This window comes from Janthinobacterium sp. NKUCC06_STL (genome assembly GCF_019345455.1).
In the GTDB taxonomy this organism is placed as follows: domain Bacteria; phylum Pseudomonadota; class Gammaproteobacteria; order Burkholderiales; family Burkholderiaceae_D; genus Janthinobacterium; species Janthinobacterium rivuli.
Map to the genome: position 1 here is coordinate 19,544 of NZ_JAHKQY010000011.1, position 26,243 is coordinate 45,786.

Annotated in this window: 21 protein-coding genes and 1 riboswitch; of the genes, 8 read left to right on the plus strand and 13 right to left on the minus strand. The window is 63.5% G+C overall.

Going from position 1 to position 26,243, the window contains the following annotated elements; genetic code table 11:
* Positions 1-340 precede the first annotated feature (340 nt).
* Positions 341-2,326 carry a helicase-related protein gene (locus KO539_RS25330; protein ID WP_219312694.1) on the plus strand — a complete coding sequence of 662 codons (1,986 nt, stop codon included), beginning with the start codon at positions 341-343 and terminating at the stop codon, positions 2,324-2,326.
* A 3-nt stretch (positions 2,327-2,329) separates the two neighbouring features.
* Here KO539_RS25330 and KO539_RS25335 read toward each other — a convergent pair whose 3' ends face one another.
* The 7 genes from KO539_RS25335 to KO539_RS25365 form a co-directional block, all read right to left on the minus strand.
* Positions 2,330-2,803, minus strand: coding sequence for a T6SS effector amidase Tae4 family protein (locus KO539_RS25335; protein ID WP_035819555.1), 474 nt, complete (start codon positions 2,801-2,803; stop codon positions 2,330-2,332).
* Position 2,804: 1 nt separating this feature from the next.
* Positions 2,805-3,191, minus strand: coding sequence for a Rap1a/Tai family immunity protein (locus KO539_RS25340; RefSeq protein ID WP_219312696.1), 387 nt, complete (start codon positions 3,189-3,191; stop codon positions 2,805-2,807).
* A 216-nt stretch (positions 3,192-3,407) separates the two neighbouring features.
* Positions 3,408-4,640 carry a sorbosone dehydrogenase family protein gene (locus KO539_RS25345; RefSeq protein WP_219312698.1) on the minus strand — a complete coding sequence of 411 codons (1,233 nt, stop codon included), beginning with the start codon at positions 4,638-4,640 and terminating at the stop codon, positions 3,408-3,410.
* Between the two features lie 7 nt (positions 4,641-4,647).
* A complete protein-coding gene (locus KO539_RS25350) occupies positions 4,648-5,445 on the minus strand; it encodes a TatD family hydrolase (RefSeq protein WP_219312906.1) in 798 nt (265 codons plus the stop codon).
* A gap of 12 nt (positions 5,446-5,457) precedes the next feature.
* Positions 5,458-6,183, minus strand: a complete 726-nt coding sequence (gene lolD, locus KO539_RS25355) for a lipoprotein-releasing ABC transporter ATP-binding protein LolD (protein WP_035819561.1) — start codon at positions 6,181-6,183, stop codon at positions 5,458-5,460.
* A 16-nt stretch (positions 6,184-6,199) separates the two neighbouring features.
* On the minus strand, positions 6,200-7,465 hold the full coding sequence (locus KO539_RS25360) for a lipoprotein-releasing ABC transporter permease subunit (RefSeq protein WP_070310877.1): 1,266 nt from the start codon (positions 7,463-7,465) through the stop codon (positions 6,200-6,202).
* Between the two features lie 65 nt (positions 7,466-7,530).
* The gene (locus KO539_RS25365; RefSeq protein WP_035827518.1) at positions 7,531-8,808 is read right to left on the minus strand and encodes a lipoprotein-releasing ABC transporter permease subunit; all 1,278 of its coding nucleotides are present in this window, start codon (positions 8,806-8,808) and stop codon (positions 7,531-7,533) included.
* A 160-nt stretch (positions 8,809-8,968) separates the two neighbouring features.
* Here KO539_RS25365 and KO539_RS25370 point away from each other — a divergent pair, with 160 nt between their 5' ends.
* The 7 genes from KO539_RS25370 to KO539_RS25400 all read left to right on the plus strand — a co-directional run bounded on the left by KO539_RS25370 (position 8,969) and on the right by KO539_RS25400 (position 16,877).
* Positions 8,969-10,021: a hypothetical protein gene (locus tag KO539_RS25370; RefSeq protein WP_219312700.1), complete on the plus strand. Its 1,053-nt coding sequence runs from the start codon at positions 8,969-8,971 to the stop codon at positions 10,019-10,021.
* Entirely contained in the window at positions 10,018-11,718 is a 1,701-nt protein-coding gene (recJ, locus tag KO539_RS25375; protein ID WP_099403146.1) for a single-stranded-DNA-specific exonuclease RecJ, read from the plus strand. The genes KO539_RS25370 and recJ overlap by 4 nt, the downstream gene beginning before the upstream one ends.
* 20 nt (positions 11,719-11,738) lie before the next feature.
* Entirely contained in the window at positions 11,739-12,152 is a 414-nt protein-coding gene (fos, locus tag KO539_RS25380) for a fosfomycin resistance glutathione transferase (protein ID WP_099403226.1), read from the plus strand.
* 274 nt (positions 12,153-12,426) lie between these two features.
* Positions 12,427-12,513, plus strand: a riboswitch (cyclic di-GMP riboswitch).
* Between the two features lie 85 nt (positions 12,514-12,598).
* Positions 12,599-15,226, plus strand: coding sequence for a S53 family peptidase (locus KO539_RS25385; protein WP_219312702.1), 2,628 nt, complete (start codon positions 12,599-12,601; stop codon positions 15,224-15,226).
* A gap of 141 nt (positions 15,227-15,367) precedes the next feature.
* On the plus strand, positions 15,368-15,805 hold the full coding sequence (locus KO539_RS25390; protein WP_035819569.1) for an MbcA/ParS/Xre antitoxin family protein: 438 nt from the start codon (positions 15,368-15,370) through the stop codon (positions 15,803-15,805).
* 2 nt (positions 15,806-15,807) lie between these two features.
* Positions 15,808-16,515 (plus strand): RES family NAD+ phosphorylase, encoded by a 708-nt coding sequence (locus tag KO539_RS25395; RefSeq protein ID WP_219312704.1) that lies wholly within the window; start codon positions 15,808-15,810, stop codon positions 16,513-16,515.
* 41 nt (positions 16,516-16,556) lie between these two features.
* Positions 16,557-16,877 carry a DUF2288 domain-containing protein gene (locus tag KO539_RS25400; RefSeq protein WP_176390254.1) on the plus strand — a complete coding sequence of 107 codons (321 nt, stop codon included), beginning with the start codon at positions 16,557-16,559 and terminating at the stop codon, positions 16,875-16,877.
* A 3-nt stretch (positions 16,878-16,880) separates the two neighbouring features.
* Here the strand turns inward: KO539_RS25400 and KO539_RS25405 are convergent, their stop codons facing one another.
* The 6 genes from KO539_RS25405 to KO539_RS25430 form a co-directional block, all read right to left on the minus strand.
* Positions 16,881-19,010 (minus strand): TonB-dependent siderophore receptor, encoded by a 2,130-nt coding sequence (locus KO539_RS25405; RefSeq protein WP_219312706.1) that lies wholly within the window; start codon positions 19,008-19,010, stop codon positions 16,881-16,883.
* Positions 19,011-19,081: 71 nt separating this feature from the next.
* Positions 19,082-21,100, minus strand: a complete 2,019-nt coding sequence (locus tag KO539_RS25410) for a DKNYY domain-containing protein (RefSeq protein ID WP_219312708.1) — start codon at positions 21,098-21,100, stop codon at positions 19,082-19,084.
* Between the two features lie 108 nt (positions 21,101-21,208).
* Positions 21,209-21,931: an ABC transporter ATP-binding protein gene (locus tag KO539_RS25415; RefSeq protein ID WP_219312710.1), complete on the minus strand. Its 723-nt coding sequence runs from the start codon at positions 21,929-21,931 to the stop codon at positions 21,209-21,211.
* A gap of 10 nt (positions 21,932-21,941) precedes the next feature.
* Complete coding sequence (locus KO539_RS25420) at positions 21,942-23,885, minus strand: ATP-binding cassette domain-containing protein (RefSeq protein WP_219312712.1); 1,944 nt, start codon at positions 23,883-23,885, stop codon at positions 21,942-21,944.
* A 7-nt stretch (positions 23,886-23,892) separates the two neighbouring features.
* A complete protein-coding gene (locus KO539_RS25425) occupies positions 23,893-24,783 on the minus strand; it encodes a branched-chain amino acid ABC transporter permease (RefSeq protein WP_035819581.1) in 891 nt (296 codons plus the stop codon).
* 85 nt (positions 24,784-24,868) lie between these two features.
* On the minus strand, positions 24,869-26,026 hold the full coding sequence (locus KO539_RS25430) for an ABC transporter substrate-binding protein (protein ID WP_070219975.1): 1,158 nt from the start codon (positions 26,024-26,026) through the stop codon (positions 24,869-24,871).
* Positions 26,027-26,243: the final 217 nt, after the last annotated feature.

The window sequence follows — 26,243 nt, forward strand, 5'->3', positions numbered from 1 at the left end:
TTGTTATTATCGACGCTACGGTAGTTAAAGTTTCACAATTAAATTTAACAAATCAAACGACCTTAATAAAAATATATTTAAAAATTCAGCCGAATAAAAATGGAACGGGAAAAATACGATGAGAGAGAAGCACCAGATATCGCATTCCGATTCCACGCTCAAGCAAAGTGATTCGCCAGAATGGAAGCGCCGCTCTCAATGCCTGCCAGTTGCTTATCCGGCACAGAGAATCATCGCTTTGAAAATCAGTGCTCTTGTGACAGCCGCACCTCGCACGGGGCAAAATCTTTGCCTTCGCACGGTATAATCGGCCTCGCTTACTTCAACACCCAGGCACGACATGACTTCCTCCGCACTTCCTCACGATACTTCCACCGACATTTCTGACAGCAGCGAAGACAATAACGACGCCACCCTGGTCGCGGAACTGGGGGAACTGGCCGAGCATATCCGCCTGGTGAAAATGGAAGGCCGCGTCTTCGTGCGCTTTTCCGGCGTGGTCAAGGCGGGCCACCTGATGGTGCCGTATGCGCTGGTACCAAGCCAAGGCGTGCTGGCGCGGCCGGCCAAGTGGCGCAAGATGGACCGCGAGACCAAGCTGGCCCTCGTGCGCGAACGGGCCAGCGCGGCCGTCTTCGAAGAGCTGCGCCAGCATGTGATCGATTTCGTCGCCGATATCGCGGGCCTGAGCGAAGACGTGGATACGGACCCGATGGTCTTCCTGCACACCTTGGCCGACATGCAGACGTCGGAGCCGGCGGGCATGGTGTTCGACCGCATCCGCCAGCGCTTCCATCACGCCATCGAGCGCCAGCAGGAAGAACAGCATGCGGCGCGCACGCGCCAGAGCATCAACCTGGCCGAGTATCCGGCCTCGTTCGAGATGGCGCGCCGCCTGCCGCGCCGCTTCATCGCCCTGCTGGGACCGACGAACTCCGGCAAGACGCACCGCGCCATGGAAGCGCTGGTCAAGGCAAAGAGCGGCATCTATCTTGCGCCATTGCGCTTGCTGGCCCTGGAAAACTACGAGCGCCTGCAGGAAGCCGCGCCGCATGGCAAGCCGCTGGCCGTGAGCCTGATCACGGGCGAGGAACGCCGGGTCGTCGACGGCGCCACGCACGTGGCCAGCACGGTGGAAATGCTGGACACGAAAACCGTCGTGGAAGTGGCCGTCATCGATGAAATCCAGATGCTGGCCGACCCGGACCGGGGCGCCGCGTGGACGGCGGCCGTCTGCGGCGCGCCGGCCCACACCGTGTATCTGGTAGGAGCCCCCGAAGCGCGGCGCGCCATCGAGGCGCTGGCCGAACGCCTCGACTGCCCGCTGGAAGTGCATGTACTCAAGCGCATGGCGCCCCTGTCGATGGAGCCGACCGCCGTGCGCAAGGTGCGCAACCTGCGCCGCGGCGACGCCGTCATCGCCTTTTCGCGCCGCGAAGTGCTGATGTGGCGCGACATGATCACGGAAACGGGCCTGTCGGTGGCCACCGTCTACGGCAACCTGTCGCCCGAAGTGCGGCGCGCGCAGGCGCAGCGCTTCCGCGATGGCACGGCCGATATCGTCGTCGGCACGGATGCGCTGGCGATGGGCCTGAACATGCCGATCGCGCGCATCGTCATGACCACCTGCGTCAAATACAATGGCCGCGAAGAGGAAGAGATTTCAGCCGCGCTGGCGCGCCAGATCGCCGGGCGCGCGGGCCGCTACGGCGTGCATGAAGAGGGCCTCGTGGCGGGCTACGACAACGAAACGCATGAAGTGATGCGCGCCCTGCTGAAGGAAAAGCTGCACCCGCTGAATACGAGCGGCTTCGCCGTGGCGCCGTCGCTTGAACACCTGCACCGCATTTCGTCGGTGACGGGCGAACTGTCGCTGTCCAAACTGCTGCGCCGCTTCATTCACAATATCGACGTGCCAGACGGCTTCTTCTTCCCCCGCATCACGGAAGACCAGAAGGAGCGCGCCGTCTGGCTCGACACCCTGCCCCTGTCCGTGGCCGACAAGTTCACCCTGTCGCTGGTGCCGATATCGAGCAAGGTGCCGTCTTTGCAAACGGCGTGGGAACACTGGGCGAAGAATCTGTCGCAGGGAAAAACCAGCACCTTGCGCCAGCACGCGTATGGCGGCGGCACGCAGAATTTGCAGCAGGTGGAAGACACTTGCCGCTACTATTCCGCGTATGCGTGGCTCAGCTACCGCCTGCCCGAATTCTTCCCCGATATCGCCGTGGCGCAAAACCTGTCGCGCGACGCGTCGGAGCGGGTCGACTCCATCCTGCGCGCACACAATGCGGCTTCGCGCGGACGCTCGAAGAAGTTCAAATAGACGTCAACGGATTTCCCAGAACCACACTTCCGCGCAATCCCAGTAGCACTCGGAACCGCACACCTTCACGCCGATGGATGGCAAGAGGATGTCGATATGCCCGCCCGCGCCACCCAGGTAACCGGGAATGCGGAAAAAGGCGACGAGGCCCTTGCGCTGGCCGATGCCGGCGATGGCGGCGTCGCGTGCGAATTTCTCGGGCGGGCCAAACATCGAGGGGCTGGCCAGCATATGCGCCAGCTTGGCCTGTCCCGGTTCGATCAGCGCGCCCTTGAACGGCCCCTTGCGGATCGCCATGCGGCCCTTGACCTTGACGCCGGCCTTGATCAGGGCCAGGCTGACGCGGATGGCGCAGGTATTGGCAAAGCTGTCCTTGCCGATCAAGTCTTCCCAGCCGATTTCGCCGAACAGGGCCGCCTGGTCGACGGCGGCCACGCTCGGATAATTCTCGCGCAGCTTGATGAATGCAGGTTTCACGTCAGCCTCCTGGTGGTGGAGTGGAACAGGGAAAACGCCGCGCCAGAATGGCGACAATCAGGGTGGACGCTTCGCCCAGACGGGCGCGCGCGGGCAACTTTTTCAGTTCGGCGACGATGTGCGCGTCGATTTCCACCGTTTTCAGCCGACCCGTATCGCACCACAGCCGCCCCTGCGCCGCATCGGCCACGCCGGCCAGGTAGCCTTTGGCGTAGCGCTGATCGAGCAGGAAGATAGCATCGGCCATCGCTCCCTTGGCCGGCCCTTCCTGGTAATACGCGATCAACTGGTCGGCGCTCAGGCGCGGCGCCGGAGCATAGGCTGCGCCCTGCCCGTGTGCGTTGGGCAGGCACAGGCTCAATACAATGAAAAGGAAGGGGACATACATGGCCAGCCATGGTCAGTGAGGGAGGTCTGGCTGATTGTAGAAGGATGCGCCAGCCCCGCACTGAGCGAGGTCAAGCGTAGGTCGGGTAGGTCGGGTAGGTCGGGTAGGTCGGGTTAGGCCAAAGGCCGTAACCCGACAACACCAGCCAACAATGATGTCGGATTACGCGCGGCGTTGCCCCGCTAATCCGACCTACACGTACGACACCGGTGAAAGTTACGGTTTGCCCGGCGCCGCATAATGCAGCTTCAGCACCAGCCCATTATGGTCGTCGGCCATATAGATATCGCCATCCTGTCCCTGCTTCACATCGACGGGCGCGCCTCTGCCCTGCTTGCCCTTGCGTTCCCAGTTGCTGATCAAGTCGACGGACTTGCCCAGCGGCGCACCGGCCTTGTCGGGCAGCAGGGCCACCAGGCGGTGACCGTTGCTGCGGTAGCCGTGATAGCCGATGATCAGGCTATTCTTGTACAGCGCCGGGAAACGGCTGGCCGTATAAAAGGTCATGCCCAGCGGCGCGGCATGGCCGGGCAGCAGGCGCTCCGGCGCCGCGTATTGGGCGTCGCACGCCGTCTTCGGATATTCGGGACTGGCGACGTTATCGTCGTAGCAGTACGGCCAGCCGTAGTGCCGGTCGGCCTTGATCAGATTGAGTTCTTCATGCGGCAGGTTTTCGTCGCTTTTCAGTTGCGGCATGGCGGCCTGGATGGCGTCGCGCGAGTTTTCCGCCTGCCACAGCTCGCCCGTCGCAGGGTGAAAAGCCAGCGCCATCGAGTTGCGCAAGCCGCGCGCATGCGTGCGCCAGCTCGTCACCGTGCCGGCCGGCCAGGCCATCGCGTATTCGCGGATGGCGCCCAGCGCTTCCAGGCCTTCCGCCGAAGGGCAAGCCTTGGCCGGGTCCGGCGCCTTGCCATCGTTCTCGCAATGGTCGGTGCTCGAGCCCACGTTCACGTACAGGTCGCCCTTGGGGCTGAAGCGCATGTTCGTCAGCAGGTGCAAACCGAGGCCCGGCAGGCGCGGCGTCTTGGCCTTGCCGCCGATCACGTCAGTGACGGTGCGCGTGGTGTCGCGCAGGTCGAAGCGGAAGATGCGCCCCACCTCGCCCACGTAGACCATGCCGTCCGGTCCCTGCACGATGCCGTTCGGGCGATCGAGCTTGTCGAGCAGGAGCTTGCGCTCGTAACCGCCACCGGCCGCCTTGGGCTGCAACAGCCACAATTTACCCTGCTTCGGCGCCCATCCCGTCATATCCGTGACGAGGATGTCGCCATTCGTCAGCGGCAGTACGCCACGGGGAAATTTCAGGCCGTCGGCCAGCACGGCCACGCAAAAGCCGGCCGGCGTGGCGACGTCGAGGCGAGGCAAGCCGTCGCACTGAGCGCTGGTCGCAGCCATAACGGGAGCGAAGGCACCGGACAGGCAAGCGGCCAGGATGATCTTGTTATTCATTGTGGTCTCATTCCATCAAGGGTAATCGGGGCAGTACGGCGCGCGCATTGGCGCTGGTGGCAACGGCCACGTCGGCCAATGCCAGGCCGCGCAGCTCGGCCAGCACGGCGCCGATGCGCGGCAATTCTTCGGGGCTGTTGCGGCCCGGGTGGATCCAGCTTGGGGAAATGTCGGGCGCGTCCGTCTCCAGCACGATGGACGCCAAAGGCAAATCGGCGGCCATGCGGCGTATCTGCAGCGCGCGGGTAAAGGTCATGGCGCCGCCAAACCCCAGCTTGAAACCGAGGTCGATATAGCCCTGCGCCTGCTGGAAGCTGCCGTTGAACGCATGCGCGATGCCACCGTTCGGGCGGATCTGGCGCGCGTGCTTGAGGACGATGTCCTGCGAGCGGCGCACGTGGGTCAGCACGGGCAGGTCGAAGTCGCGGGCGATCTTCAGCTGCTCGCGCAGGAAGTGTTCCTGCCTGGCGCGCATGGCCGGTTCGCACAGCATGGGGATGAAGAAATCGAGGCCGATCTCGCCGATGGCGACAAAGCGCGGGTCGTTCATCGCCAGCGCCACGGCTTCGCGCAGGGCGATCAAATCGTCCTCGGTGGCGTGCGGCACGTAGATCGGGTGGATACCCAGCGCATAGCAGGCGTTGGGCGCCGCTGCCGCCAGGTCGCGCACGATGCTGAAATTGGCCCGTTCGACGGCGGGAATGACGATCATGTCCACGCCTTGCTGCTGCGCGCGCGCCGCCACCTGCGGCGATTCATCGCCGAATTCATGTGCGTCGAGGTGGCAGTGCGTGTCGATCCACAGCATGGCGGTTCCTTAATATTGGTACGGCTGCAGCCCTTCGTCCGTCAGGCGCAGCACGCGGTCGCAGCGCTTGGCCAGTTCGATATCGTGCGTGACGATGACAAACGCCGTGCCCAGGGTGCGCGACAGTTCCAGCATCAGGTCGAAAATCTGTTCGGCCGTGGCGTGATCGAGGTTGCCCGTCGGTTCATCGGCCAGCACGCAGGCCGGCTGCGTGACGAGGGCGCGGGCCAGGGCCACGCGCTGGCGCTCGCCGCCCGACAATTCACCGGGCGTGTGCGTGACTCTCTTGGCCAGGTTCACGCGCGTGAGGATTTGCTGCGCCAGCTCGGTGGCCGGCGCGCGCTTCATGCGGCGGATCATCAAAGGCATGGCGACGTTGTCCAGCGCGGAAAACTCGGGCAGCAAGTGGTGGAACTGGTAGACGAAGCCCAGCGAAGCGTTGCGCAAGTCGCCGCGCGCCTTTTCGCTGAGGGTGGCGAAGTCCTTGCCCAGCAAGGTCACCTTGCCGCTGGTGGGCGTATCGAGGCCACCCAGCAGGTGCAGCAGGGTCGATTTGCCGGAGCCGGATGCGCCGACGATGGCGACGCGCTCGCCGCGGTGGACGTCGATGTCGATGCCAGCCAGCACCTGCACCTTGTAGCTGCCCTGCGTGAAAGTCTTGCCCAGGCCGCGGCAGGAAAGGACGGCGGAATCGGCGGAAGCGCCGTTGGAGGCAGGTTTGTTCAGATCGGTCATGGTAGTCGTCAGTGGTTTATTCATAGCGCAGGGCTTCCGCAGGTTTCACGCGGGCAGCCCACCAGCTTGGGTACAGGGTCGCCAAAAAGGCGAGGATCACGGCCAGCACGCCGATCTTGGTGACGTCGGGCCAGCGCAGGTCGGACGGCACGGTGCTGATGAAATAGATGTCCTTGGAGAGGAACTGCACGCCCAGCAAATGCTCGATGAAGGGCACGATGACGTCGATATTCATCGCCACCAGCACGCCGCCGCCGACGCCCAAAATCGTGCCCAGGATACCCACCAGCGCGCCCTGGATCATGAAGATCTTCATGATGGAGCGAGGGGAAGCACCCAGGGTGCGCAGGATCGCGATATCGGCCTGCTTGTCCGTCACCGTCATCACCAGGGTCGACACGAGGTTGAAGGCGGCCACCGCGATGATCAGGGTCAGGATGATGAACATCATGCGCTTTTCCGTCTGCACGGCGGCGAACCAGTTGGCGTTCAATTTCGACCAGTCGCGCAGCCACAGGTCGCCCGGCATGGATTTTTTCAGTTCCGCCGCCACTTGCGGCGCCTGGTTCATGTCGGCCAGGCGCAAACGCAGGCCGGACGGACCATCGAGGCGCAGCAAACGCTGGCCGTCTTCGATGTTGATGAAGGCCAAACCGGCGTCGAATTCATTGTGGCCCGCCTGGAAGATGCCGCTGACGGTAAAACTGCGCATGCGCGGCAGTACGCCGGCCGGCGTGACCTGGCCCTGCGCCAGCATCAGGGTGACTTTTTCGCCGAGGTTGACGCGCAGGGCGCGCGCCAGCTCGATGCCCAGTACGATATTGAAGGTACCTGGCTGCAGCGCCTTGAAGCTGCCCATGCGCGTCTGGCCGGCCACGTCGGAGACATTCGGCTCTTCCTCGGGCAGCACGCCGCGCACGATGGCGGGACGCAGCGCATCGTCGCGCAGCAGCATGCCCTGCGTTTCCACGAACGGCGCGGCGCCTTTCACGGCAGGATTCTTGAAGGCCTGCGCCGCTTCGGCGCGCCAGTCCGGCATGCTGCCGCTGTTGTCGAACACTTCCACGTGGGCCAGCACGGACAACATGCGGTCCGTCACTTCCTTCTGGAAGCCGTTCATCACGGACAGCACGACGATCAGCGCCGCCACACCCAGGCCGATGCCGGCCATGGAAATGAGCGAAATAAAAGAGATAAAACTGTTGCGGCCACTGCGCTTGCCGGCCCGCGTGTAGCGCAAGCCGACCAGCCATTCGAAAGGAAGATTTTTTAACATGCTCATTGATTCGTTAATTCCAAGGGGTCTGACCCGCCGGGTCTGACCCCGGCAGTTTGTTGATCAGCCAACTATTCATACCGCAGCGCCTCTGCCGGCTTGACACGCGCGGCGCGCCAGCTCGGGTAGATGGTCGCCACCAGCGCCAGGCCAAAGGCGATCAGGCCGATCTGCGCCACGTCCAGCCAATGCACGTCCGACGGCACGGCGCTGATCTGGTAGATTTCCTTGGAGATGAAGTGCAAGCCGAAGATGCCTTCGATGAAGGGCACGATGACGCCCACGTTCAGCGCCAGCACGACGCCGCCGATGACGCCCAAAGCACTCCCCAGCAAGCCGACCAGCGCGCCCTGGATCATGAAAATCTTCATGATGGAGAACGGCGAGGCGCCCAGGGTGCGCAAAATGGCGATGTCGGCCTGCTTGTCGGTGACCGACATGACCAGGGTCGAGACGAGATTGAACGCGGCGACGGCGATGATCATGCTGAGGATGATGAACATCATGTTCTTCTGGCTTTGCACCAGCGCATACCAGCTGGCACTGGCGCGCGACCAGTCGCGCATCCACAGCTGGCCCGGCATCGACGCCTTGAGTTCGCGCGCCACCTGCGGCGCCTGGTTCATGTCGTGCAGGCGCAGCCGCAGGCCGGACGGGCCGTCGAGCTGCAGCAGCTGCTCCGCGTCCTGCATGTTGACGAAAGCCAGACTGCCATCGAGTTCATTGTGGCCCGCCTCGAAGATGCCAGATACCTTCAGCGCGCGCATGCGCGGCATGACGATGCCAGTGGCCGGATCGCCCGCCCTCGGCTCGCGTTCCAGCATCAGGGTGACGTTCTGCCCCACTTTCACGTCGAGCGCCTTGGCCAGGTCGATGCCCAGCACGATGTTGTACGAGCCTGGCGTCAATTCCTTGAAACTGCCCTGCTTCATCTGGCTCGCCACGCTGGAGACGGTGGCTTCCTGCTGCGGCAGCACGCCGCGCACGATGGACGGGCGCATGGTTTCGTCGTTCAGCAGCATGCCCTGGGTTTCCACGAAGGGCGACACGGCTTTCACTTGCGGGTTGGCGTAGGCGGCGCGCTCCTGCGCCTGCCAGTTCGGCATCGAGCCGCTCGTATCGAACACCTCGACGTGGGCCAGCACCGACATCAAACGGTCCGTGACTTCCTTCTGGAAGCCGTTCATGACGGACAGGACGACGATCAGGGCGGCCACGCCCAGGCCGATGCCGGCCACGGAAATGAGGGAAATGAAGGAAATGAAGCTGTTGCGGCCACTGCGTTTCCCGGCGCGCGTATAGCGCACGCCGACCTGCCACTCGAAAGGAAATTGTTTGATGATGCTCATGCGCTCCCGCGACAACGTGATATGCGAGCGCGCAGTGTGCCACACAAATGGTATTTCATGCGCGAAACACATCACCGTGGCGCCATTTTTCCGCACCCGGCGGCTAGGGAAAAACCGCGGGAACTACTCCTCCAGCGCCACAATCGCCTACAATCTCGGGATGAATCAACTTACCCTCGTCCTGCCCTTCGCCTTGCCCAATGCCGAGCTGGCTGCCGACCTGCTCAAGGTCTTGCAGGCGCCCGCCCTGGCGGCCCTGCTGTCGCGCACCTCCAATTGCAATTTAGAAACTTTTGACAACGCCAACCGGCTGCTGCCGCACGAAGCGTGGCTGGCGCATGCCTTGACCCTGTCGCCCGCGCCCAACGGCGAGGCGGCGCAATCGGCCTTTGCGGCCCAGGCCATGCGCGGCTACGGCCTGGCGCCGGAACCGGGCGCGCGCTACTTCCTGCTGCATCCGGCTCACCTGGCCATCGCCCGCAGCCATATCAGCCTGGAAGACTTGCGCCAGCTCAAGCTGAGCGAGGCCGATGGCCGCACCTTGTTCGACACGGCGCGCCCGTATTTCGACGAAATTGGCCAGCCCTTGTCGTATGGCGACGCGGGTACCTGGTTCATGCGCGCCGATGGCTGGAGCGACTTGCAGTGCGCCACGCCGGACGCCGCCACCACGCAAGACCTGTCCGTCTGGATGCCGGAAGGCGAACATGCGCGCGCCGGGCGCCGCCTGCAAAACGAAGTGCAGATGCTGTGGCATGAACATCCCGTCAATGCGGCGCGCGAAGAGCGGGGCTTGAAAGCCATCAATTCCTTCTGGATCTGGGGCGCCAGCCTGGCCAACGCTGAAGCTGCACGCTGCGCGTCCAGCCTGCATACCAAAGACGTACCGGGCTGGCTGGCCGCGCTGGCGGAACCGGCGCAGCGCGATGCCAGTCCAAACAGTGTGCTGGCAAGCCAACAGGACGCGATTGTCGTGCTGGGTTGCTTGACCGAAGCGGCGCAAGCCCAGGAATGGGGCATGTGGCTGCAGCAGTTGCAGGCGCTGGAAGCGGACTGGTTCGCGCCCCTGCTGGCGGCCATCAAGGATGGCCGCCTTGGCCAGCTGCGCCTGGTGCTGAGCCACCGCGACGCCTGGCTGGACTGCACCACCAGCAAGCATGCGCAGCGCAAATTCTGGCGCGCGATTACCTTGAACAAGTTGAAAGCATCATGACCCGTACCCGCATCGCCACCCGTCCCTGCCCCTACCGCGAATCCGAACTGCTGCGCCAGGGCGGCATCCACCCTGTGCTGGCCCGCCTGTACGCGTCGCGCGGCCTGTCCGACGCGGCAGAACTGTCGAGCGAACTGGCGGCCCTGATGCCGCCGTCCGGCCTGCTGCACATCGGCGCGGCCGGCGTCTTCCTGGCCGACGCCATTGCCGCCAAGAAACGCATGGTCATCGTGGCCGACTACGATTGCGACGGCGCCACCGCTTGCGCCGTGGCCATCCGCGGCTTGCGCGCCATGGGCGCCGACGTCGATTTCATCGTGCCCAACCGTTTTGAGTACGGCTACGGCCTGACGCCGGAAATCGTCGAACTGACGGCCCGCGAAAAGTCTCCCGACATCATCATCACCGTCGACAACGGCATCGCCAGCATCGATGGCGTGGCCGAAGCGAACCGGCGCGGCATCCAGGTAGTCGTCACCGATCACCATTTGCCAGCCGACACCCTGCCCGACGCGGCCGTCATCGTCAACCCGAACCAGCCCGCCTGCGGTTTTCCGTCGAAGCACCTGGCGGGCGTGGGCGTGGTGTTCTACGTCTTGCTGGCCCTGCGCGCGGAAATGCGCCAAAGAGGGATTTACGACCAGAAAACCCAGCCGCCCCTGCAAAACCTGCTCGACCTGGTGGCGCTGGGCACGGTGGCCGACGTGGTGCGCCTCGATACGAACAACCGCATCCTCGTCGCGCAAGGCTTGAAACGCATGCGCAAGGGCAATATGCACGCGGGCGTGGCGGCGCTCTTTCGCGTGGCGGGCCGCGAAGCGCGCAGCGCCACGCCGTTCGACCTGGGCTTTGCCCTGGGACCGCGCCTGAACGCGGCCGGCCGCCTGCAAGACATGTCGCTGGGCATCGAATGCCTGGTCACGGACGACGAAGGCCGCGCCTGGGCGCTGGCCCAGCAACTGAACGACATCAATCTGAAGCGGCGCGAGATCGAGGCGGAAATGCAGGACACGGCCCTGCTGCACCTCGATGACTTCGAGCCGGCCAACAGCAGCACCATCAGCGTGTTTGATGAATCGTGGCACCAGGGCGTGATCGGCATCGTGGCCTCGCGCCTGAAGGAAAAATTCTACCGCCCGACCATCACGTTCGCGCCCGGCGCCGATGGCTGGATCAAGGGTTCCGGACGCTCGATTCCCGGTTTTCACTTGCGCGACGCGCTCGACCTCGTGTCGAAACGGGCGCCTAGCCTGATCGACAAGTTCGGCGGCCACGCCATGGCGGCGGGCTTGACCATCCGCGCCGACGCCTTCGACGCGTTTTCCAAGGCCTTCGAAGCCGTGGGCCAGGCCTGGCTCAGCCAGCAACAGCTGGAACGGGTCGTGGAAACGGACGGCCCGCTGGAAGACGCGTATTACACGACGGCCTTCATCGAGCTGATGGATGGCCAGGTGTGGGGCCAGGGCTTCGCCCCGCCCGTCTTCTGCGATGAATTCCGCGTCGTCAGCCAGCGCATCTTAAAAGAACGCCACTTGAAACTGCTGCTGGAGAAGAACGGCGTGCGCTTCGATGCCATCTGGTTCGGGCATACGGACGCCTTGGGCGAACGCACGCGGGTGGCGTTCCGGCTTGATGCGAATGAATACAATGGCACCACGAAAGTTCAGCTGATGGTGGAGCACGCGGAACCTGTCTGATGGCACCTGAAAGCAACACCATGCTGACCGGTCTGAACCACCTCACCCTGTCCGTGCGCGACCTGGCGCGCAGCGTCGCCTTTTACCGCGACATGCTGGGCCTGCGCCTGCATGCCCGCTGGGACAGGGGCGCGTATCTGTCGGCCGGGGATTTGTGGCTGTGCCTGTCGCTGGACGGGCAAGGCACGGCTGCGCTGGCCAGCCCCGCCTACACGCATTACGCGTTTTCCATTTCCCAGCACGACTTCCCCGCCTTTGCCGCCCGCCTGCGCGCCGCTGGCGTGCCCGAATGGCAGCAAAACCGCAGCGCCGGCGATTCCCTGTATTTTCTCGATCCGGACGGCCACCAGCTGGAAGCCCATACGGGCAGTCTGGCGCAACGGCTGGCCGCCTGCCGCGCAGCGCCGTACCAGGGCATGGTGTTCGAGGATTGAAGCTGTCCACATCGAATATTCAATAAATTCGTTAAATTCGTTATTCCTCAAAAAAACAAGCACCGTGGTTGTGAAAAAACACTGTCATGCATCGATACACCCCTGATAACATTGCTTTTAAGACTTAACAAAGTCGACAAGATTCCACTCAGCAACAGGCAAATAAGCCACATTTCATTGCAAAAATAAAAATATTGATTGAAAATAGTTAACACTTATTTGGCAAATTCACTAAAATTGATGACGCATCAGGAAATTCCCAATGATGCATGATCAGTTTTGAGGGCAAACCCGTCGAAAGGCGGGGACGCAAAGCCACCGGCCTACCGCGCGCAAGCGCCACGGCAGCGGGGCTGCCAATGTGCAGGACCGGGGCCGCCGGCGCGCGGCGCCAGCCTGGATGCATTGTCGAGATGTGGCCCTCGCCCAACTCGGAGAGTTTCGCCATGAAAAAAATCATTCCCCCGCACCACCGTCACGGGCGCCTGCTGCTGGGCGCCACGGCTGCCCTGCTACTGGCCGCGTGCGGCTCCGGCCAGGAGACGCCGGCATCAACGCCGCCTGCCGCCATCGCCACGGCCGCGACACAGTTCACCGTCGAGGTGCCCGTCATTCCGGACGCCGTCGGCGCGCTGGTGGTGCAACCGATGTTCCATGCGGCCCCCGCCCTGCTCGATACGCCTGACGGGCGCGACAGCGCCAACAGCAGCGGCTCGGCGCACTGGCGGCCGCACTTGCAGCGCGTGCCCGGCGCCATGGGGGAAATGACCACGCGCCGCCTGACGGCGCAAAGAATCGCCGTCGCGGAACAGGCGGCGCAGGACATCGCGCCATTGCTCGATGGCGGCGGCGCGAGCGACATCGCCGCGCCGATGGCTGGCAGCAGCGTGGTGGCGACCTATTCTCCCGCGCAAATCCGCGCCGCCTACGATCTGCCCGCCCTGCCGGCGGCCGGCACGGCGCTGACGCCGGCCCAGGCGGCCCAGCTGGGCGCGGGGCAGACGATTTACATCGTCGACGCCATGCACAACCCGAACGCGGCCGCCGAACTGGCCATCTTCAACCAGAAATTCGGTTTGCCCGCCTGCACCACCAAGGCCATCGCCACGAATGCCACCCTGCCCTTGCCGCCCGCCCCGCTCAGCGGCTGTGAATTTTCCGTTGTCTACAACACCCCATCGAGCACCATGACGGCCACCGCGCCCGCCTATAACTCGGGCTGGGCCATGGAAATCGCGCTCGACGTGCAGTGGGCGCATGCCACGGCGCCGCTGGCGCGCATCGTGCTGATCGAGGCGCCCGACGCGTCCATCAACAGCCTGCTGGGCGCCGTGCGCCTGGCCAACCTGATGGGGCCTGGCGTCGTGTCGATGAGCTTTGGCGCCGCCGAAGGCAACTGGACGGCTTCCGTCGACAGCGCCTTCACGGGCAAGAACATGAGCTACCTGGCCGCCACGGGCGACTCGGGCAGCGGCGTGTCCTGGCCTTCCGTATCGTCCAACGTGCTGGCCGTGGGCGGCACCACGCTCAGCTACAGCGGCAGCGGCGTGCGCAGCGAAACGGCCTGGTCCGGCACGGGCGGCGGTATCAGCGCCTACACGGCACTGCCCGCTTACCAGACGGCCAGCGTGCCCGGCCTGACCAACTTGCTGCGGCGCAACGTGGCCGACGTGGCCTTCAATGCCGACCCCGCCACAGGTCAGTACACGGCCGTGATGACACCGGGCAGCAGCACCGCCAGCTGGCTCAGCATCGGCGGCACCAGCCTGTCCACGCCGCAATGGGCCGGCCTGATCGCCATCGCCAACGCCAGCCGCGCGCTGCAGACCAAGACGGTGCTCGGCCTGGCGCACGGCATGCTGTACGGCCAGATCGCCAGCGTGCCCGGCACCTTTGCCAGCAGCTTTGCCGACATCACGCGCGGCAGCAACGGCACCTGCGGCGTGTGCACGGCCAGGGTCGGCTACGACCCGCTGGGCGGCCTGGGCACGCCCAACGTAAAAAGCCTGCTGGCCAGCCTGTCGGGCACGCAGATCGCGCCAACAGCCCCCGTGGTTGCGCCGGCCAGCATCAGCGGCGCGGCCGGCAAGCCGCTGTCCTTCACTGTCTCGGCCAGCGCCGCCAATCCCCTCAGCTACAGCATGCTGGGCGCGCCGGCCGGCATGAGCATCGCCGCCACGGGCGTGGTCAGCTGGGCCAACCCCATCGCCGGCACGTATGCCGTGACCATGGTCGCCAGGGATAGCGTCAGCGGTCTCAGTGGCCAGGGCGTGTACGCCATCGTGATCACCCCCGTCGCGCCGCCCGTCGTTGGCACCGGCGCCATCACGGGCAAGGTAGGCACGGCGTTGTCGTTCAACGTCAGCGTCTCCGCGCCCAATCCCGTCAGCTACACGCTCGCCGGCGCACCGGCCGGCATGAGCATCAGCAGCGCCGGGCTGGTGAGCTGGGCCGCGCCCGTGGCCGGCATCTATGCCGTGACCGTCACGGCCAAGGACAGCAAGACCGGCTTAAGCGGCAAGGGCATTTATACAGTGGCCATCGCCGCCCCGCTGCCCCCCGTGGTGACAGTGTCCAGCGTCAGCGGCAAGCCGGGCGTGGCCCTGTCGTTCACGGCCACGACGGTGGCGCCCAACCCCGTCAGCTACAGCCTGTCGGGCGCGCCGTCCGGCATGAGCATCAACGCCGCCGGCGTCGTCAGCTGGGCCAGTCCCGTGCTGGGCAGCTACAGCGTGACGGTCATCGCCAAAGACAGCAAGACGGGCTTGACGGGCCAGGCCGTGGCAACGGTAAAAATCGCCGCCGCCGGTCCCACGATCAGCGCCGCCGCCATGACGGGCGTGGCCGGCAAGGCCATGAGCGGCAGCATCGTGCTGACGGCGCCGGGCGCGAACGCGCTGTGGATCTCCATCATCGGCGCGCCGCTGGGCATGCAGTTTTCCATGAGCGGCATGACCATCACGGCCCGCTGGCCCCTGCCGGTGGCGGGCAGCTACACGCTGAAGGTCGTGGCGCTGGACAATCATGGCTTGACGGCGCAGCTGAACGTGCCGGTTACGGTCACGGCCAGATAAGCTCGCGCAGCCCGCCCGCCAACGGGGCGCACCGGGACACATGTCCTGGCGCGCCCCGTTTTGCATGCGCGCGGCCGTTGCAAGGAATCCTGAAAAGGAGTATAAATAGTCCTTAAACAGAGTTTTATCGAAGGACATATCATGAATCTCGCTTACGCCTACCCGAAAAGCCGCTTCGAGCCGGCCGTGCTCGTCGACCTGAACGCCAAAGCCGAGCGCGAGCGATTGTCGCAGGCGGCCTTGAAGGGGTTTTTCAAGCTTGCCTCCGCCTGGAAACTGCGCGACGACGATGCGCGCGAATTGCTGGGCGGCCTGTCCAGCAGCGCCTGGTACGAGTGGAAGAAGCACCCGGACCGCGTGCTGGAAGTGGACCGCATCACGCGCATTTCCTACCTGCTGGGCATTTATAAAGCCTTGCACATCCTGTATGGCGACAAGCTGGCCGACGAATGGGTCAGTTTGCCCAACAAGAACCCCATCTTCGGCGGCCGCACGCCCCTGTCGCAGATGCTGGCCGGCGGCTTGCTGGCCATGCAAACGGTGCGCAAGCTGCTCGACGCGCGCCGCGGAGGGCTGTGATCGTGCCTGCCGTCCCGAATGAACACCTGCCGCCGCTGGCCGCCTTGCGCCAGATCGACACGTGCCGCCTGATTCCCTCGCGCTTCGCCGACATGGAAGACTCCGTGCTGGCGCCGCTGGCCGAGGACGACGCGCACCTGCGCGAGCTGTTCGAGCTCGATAACGCGACGAATGCGCGCCTGGTGGCCGAGTACGGCGGCGCGCCAGGAATTGGCGTGGACGAGCTGGTTTTTGGCGTGCCGCACTTTCGCATCATCAACGCCGCCTACACCTATGCCCGGCCGGAAGGGGCGCGTTTCAACGATGGTGAACGGGGCGCCTGGTATTGCGCCTTCGACATGAAAACGGCGCTGGCCGAGATCATTTTCCACAAGACCGTGGAATACCAGGAAATTGACTATTTCGACGACAGCGTCAGCTACCAGTCGCTGCTGGCCGATTTTTCCGCCAGTTTCCACGACTTGCGCGGCCAGGAGCGCTATGCGGCCTGCCTCGATCCGGCCAGCTACATCGCCTCGCAAGACCTGGCCGCCATCCTGCTCGAAGCCGGCTCCATGGGCGTCATCTTCCCCAGCACCCGGCTGGCGGGCGGCACCAACCTGGCCTGCTTCCGCCCCGCCCTCGTGGGCAATGTTCGCAAAGGCGCCGCCTATCGGTTAACATGGCGGGGTACGCCAATACCGCAGGTGGAAGCCGTCCCAGGCAAATAAACCGCGCGCATCGGCACCGACTCACCGCAACCTGATCTCACATGCAAACCAATCCTGAAAAAGACACCGAACTGCGCCTCAAAGTGAACAGCGAAACGGCCCGCCTGGCCTGGAGCGAACTGGAAAAGCACTTCGCCCAGGGCAACGTCGTCTGGGTCGCCAATGAACTGGACCTGGTCGAAGTGGCCGTGCGCATCTCGCACGACGACAAGGCCACGATCACGCAATGGATGGCCGATGGCAAAGTGGCCAAAGTCTCCGACCAGCAGGCGCTGGACTGGCAGGCCGCCGACGCATGCCTGTGGGCTGCCGTCGTCAGCCCGTTCATTCTGGTGCAGCAGGAAAAGCCCACCAGGCACTGATGCTTACAGGCTGCGCTCGAGCATCAGCCGCAGCGCAGCGCTGCTGTCCAGGGTCGTCACGCTGTCGCTGCGGCCCTCCCCATCCACATAGGATTGTCCTTGCACCTGCTGCCAGTGCAGCAGGTTGGCCGCCGACAGGCGCACGCGCGTTTTCGTGTCCGGCTGCCACAGCGCATACGCGTCCAAGGTGCGCCGCACGCCCGCATGGCTGCTGGCGTGCGCATCGAGCCGCGCCAGTCCGCCCGTCTGCACGTGCAGATTGCCGCCCATGCTCAGCATCGGCGAGCGCCGGTAATCGAGCCCCAAGTTGAACGTGGCCGGCACCTGGCTGGCCAGGCGGTTGCCAGGACCCGGTACGGCGGCGACGCGCGACCAGTTGCGCCCCGCATTGGCGCGCACGTCGATATCGGGCGCCTGCGCCCACCAGGTCCGCACGGGAAACTTCACATCCATTTCAATGCCGCGCACCGTGGCCGTGCCATTGTTGAACGGGCTGGCGGTCCAGATGCCATCGTGCTGGAACAGGCGCTGCACGGTGACATCGCTGATGCGCCGCGTGAATGCCGACAAACTGGCCACGCCGCTCTTGCCGAAATAGCTTTCCCAGGCCGCGTCCAGCCCCCACGCCAGTTCCGGGCGCAGGTCGGGATTGCCCTGGAAATCGGGATTATTGGCGCTGTTGCCATTGTTGACGGTGTAGCGGCGCGGCACCAGGTTGCGCGTGGTGGGCGCCTTGTAGGTGCGCGCCAGCGCCAGCCGCAGCTGGTCGCGCTCCTGCTGCGGCGGCTTCCACAGCAGCTGCGCCACGGGACTCCAGACGCTGGCACGCGTGCGCACTTCGCTCAGGGTGCGGCCTTCGGTTGCCGTCTGCAAGCCTTCCCAGCGCACGCCCGCATACATTTGCAGGCGCGGCGTCACGTCCCATTCATCCTGCGCATACAGGGCCAGGCGCCGCACGTCGGCCGTGTAGTCTTCATCGAGCGCATACGGCGCGCCACCGGAAAAATACGTGTCGCGCTGGCGGCGTGACTCGCTGCGGCGTATCAGGCTGCCATCCCATCCCACGCTCAGGGCGTGGCCGCCGCCCAGCCGGCCCAGGTATTTGCCGCTGCTGTTGACGCTGTCGTCGATGGCGTCGGACACCACGCCGCGCAGCAGCAGGGGCGCGCCACCGGCCGCCTCGCCATGGAAGGCGTAATCCGTGTCGCGCCGGTTGTGGTTGACGCCCAGTTTGGCCGTCAGCTTGCCCGCGGCCCCCAGCGAGTGCGACCAGCTCACATCGCTGCGCGCCGAAAACACGCTCGCTTGCGAGGTGGCGCCATTGCGCGGATAGCTCGATGCCTGCCCCAGCAAGGTCGTTTCGCGCGCCACGCCGTCAAACCCCGTGCGATACCAGTCCAGCAGGCTTTGCCAGGTAATGGTGTCGCCCTTGTCCAGGATCCAGTGCAGGCGCGGCGTCAGGCTGGCCTTGTTGACGGACGAGGCATTGCGTGTGCGCGTGTCGCGCAGCGCCAGCGGCATGCCGGCGGCATCGGACATGGTGTCAGTCGTCCTGCCCGCCACATCGTCGGCCGTGCGCTCGAGCGCACCCGTCAGCGCATAGGCGAAACCCGGCAGCTTGTCCGCCACGCGCAGGGATGCGGCAGGCTGCCAGCGGCCGTCCTGCCGGCCCGCGCCCAGCTTCCATTCGCGCTCGGCGCCGCTGGCGCCCTTGCGCAAGACCACGTTGATGCTGCCGGCGACGGCCTGCATGCTGTATTCAGCCGTCGCGCTGCGCAAAATCTCGATGCGCTCGATCATGTCGGGCGCGATCGATTCGATGGAAAAGCCCGGTGGCGCGGGCTCGCCGTTGATCAGCATTTGCGTGTAGCCTGCCCCCAGGCCCCGCATGCGCACCTCGCCACCGACGACGGAGACGCCGGGCTGGCGTTTCAGCGTCGCGGCCAGGCTGCTGTCGCCATATTGGGCCAGGTCGTCGCGGCTGACGACGATCTTCGCGGCCGTATCGTCGCGCCGCTGCTGCACGCCGCTGGCGGCGGAAATTTCAACTTTCTGCAGTGGTGCATCGTCGGCGCAGGCCATGCCTGAGAGCAAGATGAGAACGAGGGGATGATACCTGAGGCTGCTGCGCATGAGAGCTGTTCTACGCCATATGAGGAAGTGCGCAGTGTAGAGGATTTGTCAAGCCGGGACCAGCACAAACGTCACGATACGCCCTGCTTTGCGAGCCCCCGGTAGTCCTCTTCGCTGACCTCAGTCAATCCGGCATGGCCGTCGTAGCGGTAGAACCGATGCTTGTCGCGCGCATGGCGATCATCGAGAAACGCCAACGTGGCCAGGTCTATGCGCTTGGCGCTCAGCGGGCTTCGGCCACAAAACAATTTACGCGTGCCTAGCTGCAGAAAATGAGGATGCGGCACCGAGACTTCTTCCGGCCTGAATTCGACAGCCAATGGCTTGCCATCGGACATCATCAACGTGGAATTGAACGCATAAATGCCAAGTATCCGTGTATTTTCAGGAGCGAGGCTTTTTTTTGCCTGCCCCCGGTAGTAAACGGCACGGCTATCCTTGGCCCAGTCATAACCGCAGCTCACGAAAGTGGCAAGGTCAGCCTTGGAAATGGGCTCAGGACAATGATAGAAAATCCGGTGGCAATAGACTTTTTTACCGTCACTCAGGTAAATCGAATCGAATGCGCTGAAATGCTCCACAGACTCGGCAGAAAACCGTTCGGGCACGGCGCGGTCAACCGCATGATACGGGATCAGATACAAGCCATTGACATCGCCGCACAGATGTTCACCCAATAATTTGAAACTGGCTGCATCCAATCCGGTGATGGGCCGCCCATGAAAGTACACCTGTCGGCCCAGTTCGAAGCCAGATCCGATGACACGCCGCGCCGGGATTTCTTCCTGCTGCGCCGCCTGCGCCTCGTCCTGCGCCTGCAAGCGGTGCCACCAGTAATCCGTCAGTTGCGGATGCGCCTCGAAAAATGGCGCCCACCGCTGCTGCATGACCTTGTCGAGTACCCCGTCGCTGCCCAGCGGCCCGTTTCGGTCGCCCACCAGTGTCGACGAGTAATCGGCGCCTGCATGATGTACCAGCGCCACGACGAAACTGTCCACATCCACATGCAGCGGTTTGTTGCGGTAATAAGCGCGCTGATGATCGCGGTAATAGTCGAATCCCAGGTGTTGGAAACTGGGGCCGTGAGCGCCGCGCACACGCGTCCCTGCTGCGTAGACAAACTGATCATCCACGGCAATATACTCGTGCTGAAACTCACGCGCAGACACCACCCGGCCGGCCTCATCAAATTCCGGTTGCCGGCATTTGAGCAATTGGAATTCGCCCACATAGCGCATGGACTTTCCCGTCAAATAATACGCACGTTGCCCATCCTTGGCGTAACGTTCGTTCAGTACGGTGAAGGTGGCCAGATCGGCATGATCAATGCGGTAAAAATATTCATATGCAATGCTCGATCCCTGCTGTGCCTGCACGATGATCGACTCGCCATCCGTCCCCCATCGCTGCGCAAGCATGCGAAAGCCGTCAGGATGGGCGATGGGCAAAGGTGTGCCATCCTTCTGGTGCAGTCGCTTGTATCCTCTGTAGACCTGCCCGTTGATCACCCGGTAATCCGGGTGATTGGTGTAACGGATACGGTCGTGCGCGCTCGCGGTCACCTTTCCAGACAGAAAGACATTCACGCCATCGCTGAACAGCGCGCAATCGGCGGATACAAAAGCTGGCGCCGGCCCGAGCAAAGCAAGCGCCTGGTGCTTTACATCAACCATGACAGTGACCGAATAATCGCAAAACCAATAGGCGCAGGACTGGTCACGCCAGTAGTGGTAGCCGAGGTCTTCCAGGGTGCCATTGAAACGAAACGGCAAAGCCTGCACCGCATGGTAGCCATATCGCGCAAGGTAATGCGGCAGCAGGTAGTAATCACGCTGACTATCGCGCAACAACCCCGGATGGGTTCGATGTCGCCAGACCACTTGCCGAGCATGCAAAGGCGACGACGGAAAACGCCGGGAACTTGCCTCTTGAGCGATCTCGGAGGGCAGCTTTCCTGCAAGCGCGAGCATGATGTAGACTTCGCGTGCACTATCGTCCCCGAGTAACGCCCCGTCCATAAACGCGAAGTCCCCGTGCCATTCAAGGTCAAGGGACTCCCACTGCGCAGCATCCACCTCTGGCGTCGTCATCGTTGCATTTCAAGATAATAATTCGGCAGCATAACCCTTTTGCAAGAAAAATCGCGCCCTGCAGGCGCAGTGATCCCATTGCCACATCATTGCCGCATTAATGCCGCATTAATGCCCGCCGCCCAGGTAGGCCGCGATCACCTTGGGATCATTTTTCAGGCTTTCCGCCGGCCCATGCACGGAAATGCTGCCGTTTTCCAGCACGTAGCCGTAATCGGCCACGTTCAGGGCGGCGGCGGCGAATTGCTCGACCAGCAGCATGGTCACGCCTTCGGCCTTCAAGCGCGTAATGATGCGGAAGACTTCTTCCACCAAAATCGGCGCCAGGCCCATCGACGGTTCGTCCAGCAGGATCACTTCCGGGTTCAGCATCACGGCGCGGGCCATGGCCAGCATCTGCTGCTCGCCGCCCGAGAGCGTTCCGGCCAGCTGGTCGCGCCGCTCCTTCAGGCGGGGGAACAGCTCCAGGGCCTTGTCCAGATCGCCCTTGATGTCGCCTTTCGGGCGCGCCCGCGTAAAGCGGGGGAAGGCGCCCAGCAGCAGGTTGTCCGTCACCGACATCGAGGCGAACACCCTCCTGCCTTCCGGCGAATGGGCCAGGCCCGCGCGGGCGATGCGGTGGGAATCGAGGCCCGTGACATCCTTGCCGCCCAGGGTGACGCTGCCGGATTTCGGTTTCAACATGCCGGAAATGGCGCGCATGGTGGTGGTCTTGCCGGCGCCGTTCGAGCCGATCAGGGTCACCAGCTTGCCCTTCGGGACGTCGAGCGAAATGCCGTGCAGGACTTCGACTTTGCCGTAGGCGGCGTGCAGATTGCTAATGGTCAGCATGGTCTTCCTCTCAGTGCGCCGCTGGCGCCAGGGTTTCGGCGCTGCCGCCCAGGTAGGCTTCGATCACTTTCGGGTCGCTCTGGACCAGCGCGGGTGCGCCTTCGGCGATCTTCTGGCCGAAGTCCAGCACCGTCACCACGTCCGACAGGGCCATCACCACGTCCATGTGGTGCTCGATCAGGATGATGGTGATGCCATGCTCGCGGATCTTGCGGATGATGGCCATCAGTTCCTTGATGTCGGGCGCCGTCAGGCCGGCGGCCGGCTCGTCGAGCAGCAGCAAACGCGGGTTGAGGCCCAGCGCGCGGCCGATTTCCAGCAGCCGCTGCTTGCCATACGGCAGATTGCGCGCCTCTTCGTTGGCCAGGTCCGCCAGGCCGACGAATTCGAGGATGCTGGCGGCCCGCTCGCGCGCGGCCGCCTCTTCGCGCTTGTAGCGCGGGGTGTGCAGCATCACGTCCAGCACATTCGACTTGAAGGTGTTGTGCAAGCCCACCAGCACGTTTTCCGTCGCCGTCATCTCGCCGAACAGCTGCACGTTCTGGAAGGTGCGCGCCACGCCGCCCAAGGCGATCTCGGATGGCGTGCGGCCGGAAATCACGGCGCCGGCAAATTCCACCTTGCCCGCCGTCGGCTTGTAGATCCCCGTGAGCACGTTCATCATCGTGCTCTTGCCCGAGCCGTTCGGCCCGATCAAGCCGTGCACGGAGCCTTGCGTGACGTTCAAGTCCACCTGATTCAGCGCCTTCAGGCCGCCGAACTGCATCAGGGCCTGCTCCACGCGCAGCAGGGTCGCGCCCTGCTGCCCGCCCTGGGCGTGGTCGAATGGCGCCACGCCGTGCGAAGCGACGGCTTGCACATGGCGCCGGCCCTTGCCGATAAAGCTCATCAGAAAGCCGACGATGCCGTCCTGCAGGTAGTACACGACAAACAAGGTCATCAGGCCGAAGATGGTCAGACGCCAGTCGACCATGTTTTCCAGCTTGTACGAATACGCGGCCAGGCCGATGGTGGCCACCAGGGGCACGAGCACGCCGCGCACGGTGGAGCGTTTCTTCGCCAGCATGAAGGCGGAACCGATCACGCCCAGCACGGCGGCGGCCACGGCGATCTTGCGGAACAATTCGATGTCCGACAAGAGGCTGGGCAGCATGACGACGATCATGGCGCCGATCAGCGCACCGGAACGCGTCTTGCGCCCGCCCATGATGACGGCCAGCAGGAACAAGATCGTCAGCTCGAAGTTGTAGGTATTGGGTGAAATATACTCTTCCGAATACGCGTACAGGCTGCCGGCCAGGCCCGCGAAACCGGCGCTGATGACGAAGGCATAGACTTTATAGCGGTACACGGACACGCCCATGCAGTCCGATGCGATGGGGCTGTCGCGCAAGGCTTCGAACGCGCGGCCCAGGTTCGATTTCAGGATGCGGTGCACCACCACCAGCGAGATCACCAGCAGCGCGGCGACCATGTAGTAGTACTCCACTTCCGTCAGTTTGTGGCCGAACAGCACGGGCTTGTGGATCTTGATGCCCATCGGGCCTTCCGTCAGGAAGCTCATTTCATTGATCAGGATTTGCACGATGGTGCCGAAGGCCAGCGTCACCATGGCCAGGTAGGGGCCCGTCACGCGCAGGGCCGGCAAGGCCAGGATGGCGCCAAACACGGCCGCGCCCAGGATGCTGGCGGGGATGGCCAGCCAGAACGACAGGCCCAGCTTGAACACCAGCACGCCCGTGACGTAGGAGCCGATGCCGAACAGGCCCGCGTGGCCCAGCGACACCTGCCCCGTGTAGCCGACGACGATATCGAGGCCGAACAGCAGGATGGCGTAGATCAGAATGGTCTCGGCCAGGTGGATGTAATACGGGTTCGGAATGACGATGGGGAACAGCGCAAGCGCGGCCAGTCCCGCCGCGCTCAGCGCCAGCATGGTGATTTTCTTGTTCATGTCGTCCTCAGACTTTCTTGATCGCGGCTTTGCCGAACAGGCCGGACGGCTTGATGGCCAGCACCAGCAGTAATAGCAGCAGGCCTGGCACTTCCTTGTAGCCGGTGGAGATGTAGTAGCCGGTGGTCGTTTCCGCGATGCCGAGTATCAGCCCGCCGACGATGGCGCCCACGCCCGACGTCAGGCCGCCGATGATGGCCACGGCAAACGCCTTCAAGCCCAGCGACGCGCCCATGGTCGCCCCCGTCAGTGTCAGCGGCGCCACCAGCACGCCAGCAAAGGCGGCCGTGGCCGACGACAGCGCGTAGGAAAACGTGATGACCATGCCCGTGTTGATGCCCATCAGGCCGGCCGCGTCGCGGTCGTTGGCTGTCGCCACGACGGCCTTGCCGTAGATCGATTTGCGGTTGAACACTTCAACGGCCAGCATGATGGCCAGCGCGCCGACGATGACGGCCACCTGCATCTGCTGCACATTGGCGCCAAACACCTGGAACGGCGCGGCAGACAGGGGCGACGGGAACATCAGGTCGTCCTTGCCCCAGATATTTTCCGCGACGTTCTTGAAAATGATGGCCAGCGCGATGGTCGACATGATCCAGCCGAATTCGGACTTGATCTTGATGGCGGGCCGCACGCCTATCCATTCGACGAACACGCCCTGCAGGGCGCCGAAGACGATGACGATGGGGATCATCAGCAGATAGCTCATGTACGGGCCGCCGTGGATGGTGCCCACCAGGGAAAGGCCCACGAGCGCGCCCAGCATCAGGGATTCGCCCTGGCCGAAATTGAGGGTGCCGGAAGTGGCAAAGGTCAGCTGGTAGCCGAAAGCGATGACGGCATAGATCATGCCCAGCGCGACGCCGCTGAAGACGAGCTGCAGGAAGATTTCCATGGTATTCCCCGGAAGACGAACGATGAAAAAATGGCCAGTCCTGATTCCTCAAGGCTGGCCACTGCGCGGCGACTGTCTGCCAGGCTTATTTCGCGAGGACGACTTTGCCGTCCTTGACCTCACCGAAGACCGTCAGGTCGGCCGTGATCGCCTCATGGTTGGTTTTGCTGAATGGCTTGTTATACGTGGTGACGGCGCCTTCCACCTTCTCGTTCAGGTTTTCCAGCGCGGCGCGCACTTTCGGGCCATCCGTGCCGCCTGCCTGCTTGAAGGCCGCGGCCAGCAGGTAGATGGAATCGTAGCCTTGCGCGGCCGAGACGGCCGATGGCATGCGTCCGCCCGATGGTTTGTAGGCGGCCACGTAGGCATCGATGAAGGCCTTGCGCTTCGGCGTGCTGGCATCCTGGATGAAGGTTTGCGGCATGCGCGTGCCATTGCCGTTCTTGCCCGCGTTGTCGATGAAGTTACCCATGGCCAGGGTCCAGCTGCCGATCAGCGGCACTTTCCAGCCCAGTTTTTCCATGCCATTGGCGATCTGCGCCAGTTCCGGGCCGATGCCGTAGGTCAGCACGACTTCCGCGCCCGCCTGCTTGGCTTTCAGCAGCTGGGCCGTCATGTCGACGTCCTTGATGTTGTATTTTTCCACAACGACGGGCTTGATGCCCTTCTTGTCGAGTGCCTTTTCCAGGTCTTCGCGGCCCAGCTGGCCATAGTTGGTGGAGTCGGCCAGGATCGCCACTTTCTTGAACTTGCGGTTCTCGATCGCTTCATGCACGATCATGCCGGACTGGATGGTGTCATTGGCCGCATTGCGGAAAATGTAGTTTTCCGGCTGGTCGGCGAACTGTTTGGTGACGATGGAACCCGTCGCCACATTGTTCATGACGGGAATTTTCGCTTCCTGGTAGAAGCGCTGCGAAGCGAGGGCCACGCCCGTGTTGATGTAGCCGACGGTGGCGGCGACCTTTTCCTTGTTGATGAGCTCCTGGGCGATCTGCACGCCGCGCTCGTTCTTCGCTTCGTCATCGCGCTCGATCAGCAGCAGGGAACGGCCCAGCACGCCACCCTTGGCATTGATTTCAGCGACGGCCAGCTTGACGCCGTCGCGCATCGACACGCCCATCGGCGCGGAACCGCCCGTAAACGGTCCGGACACGCCGATCTTGATGGGGTCGGCTGCGACCGCCGCCTGCGAGAAACCCAAAACCAAACTTGCCACGAGCAATTTCTGTTTCAAATTCATTGTCATCTCCTCTGATACAACGTTTTTAATGCCACTTATTTTTATAGTCGTACGCTGGATAACCGCCCCATCGATAAATCATTGTAGGTGAGTAAACATGCACCAGCAACAACTACATATGACGCGTCGCAACATAGAAAAAACAACATTTCCGCCGAAATCTTGTCAGTATTTTGTAAGGAAATTATGCAGCAAAACCGAAATGACTTGACCGCCG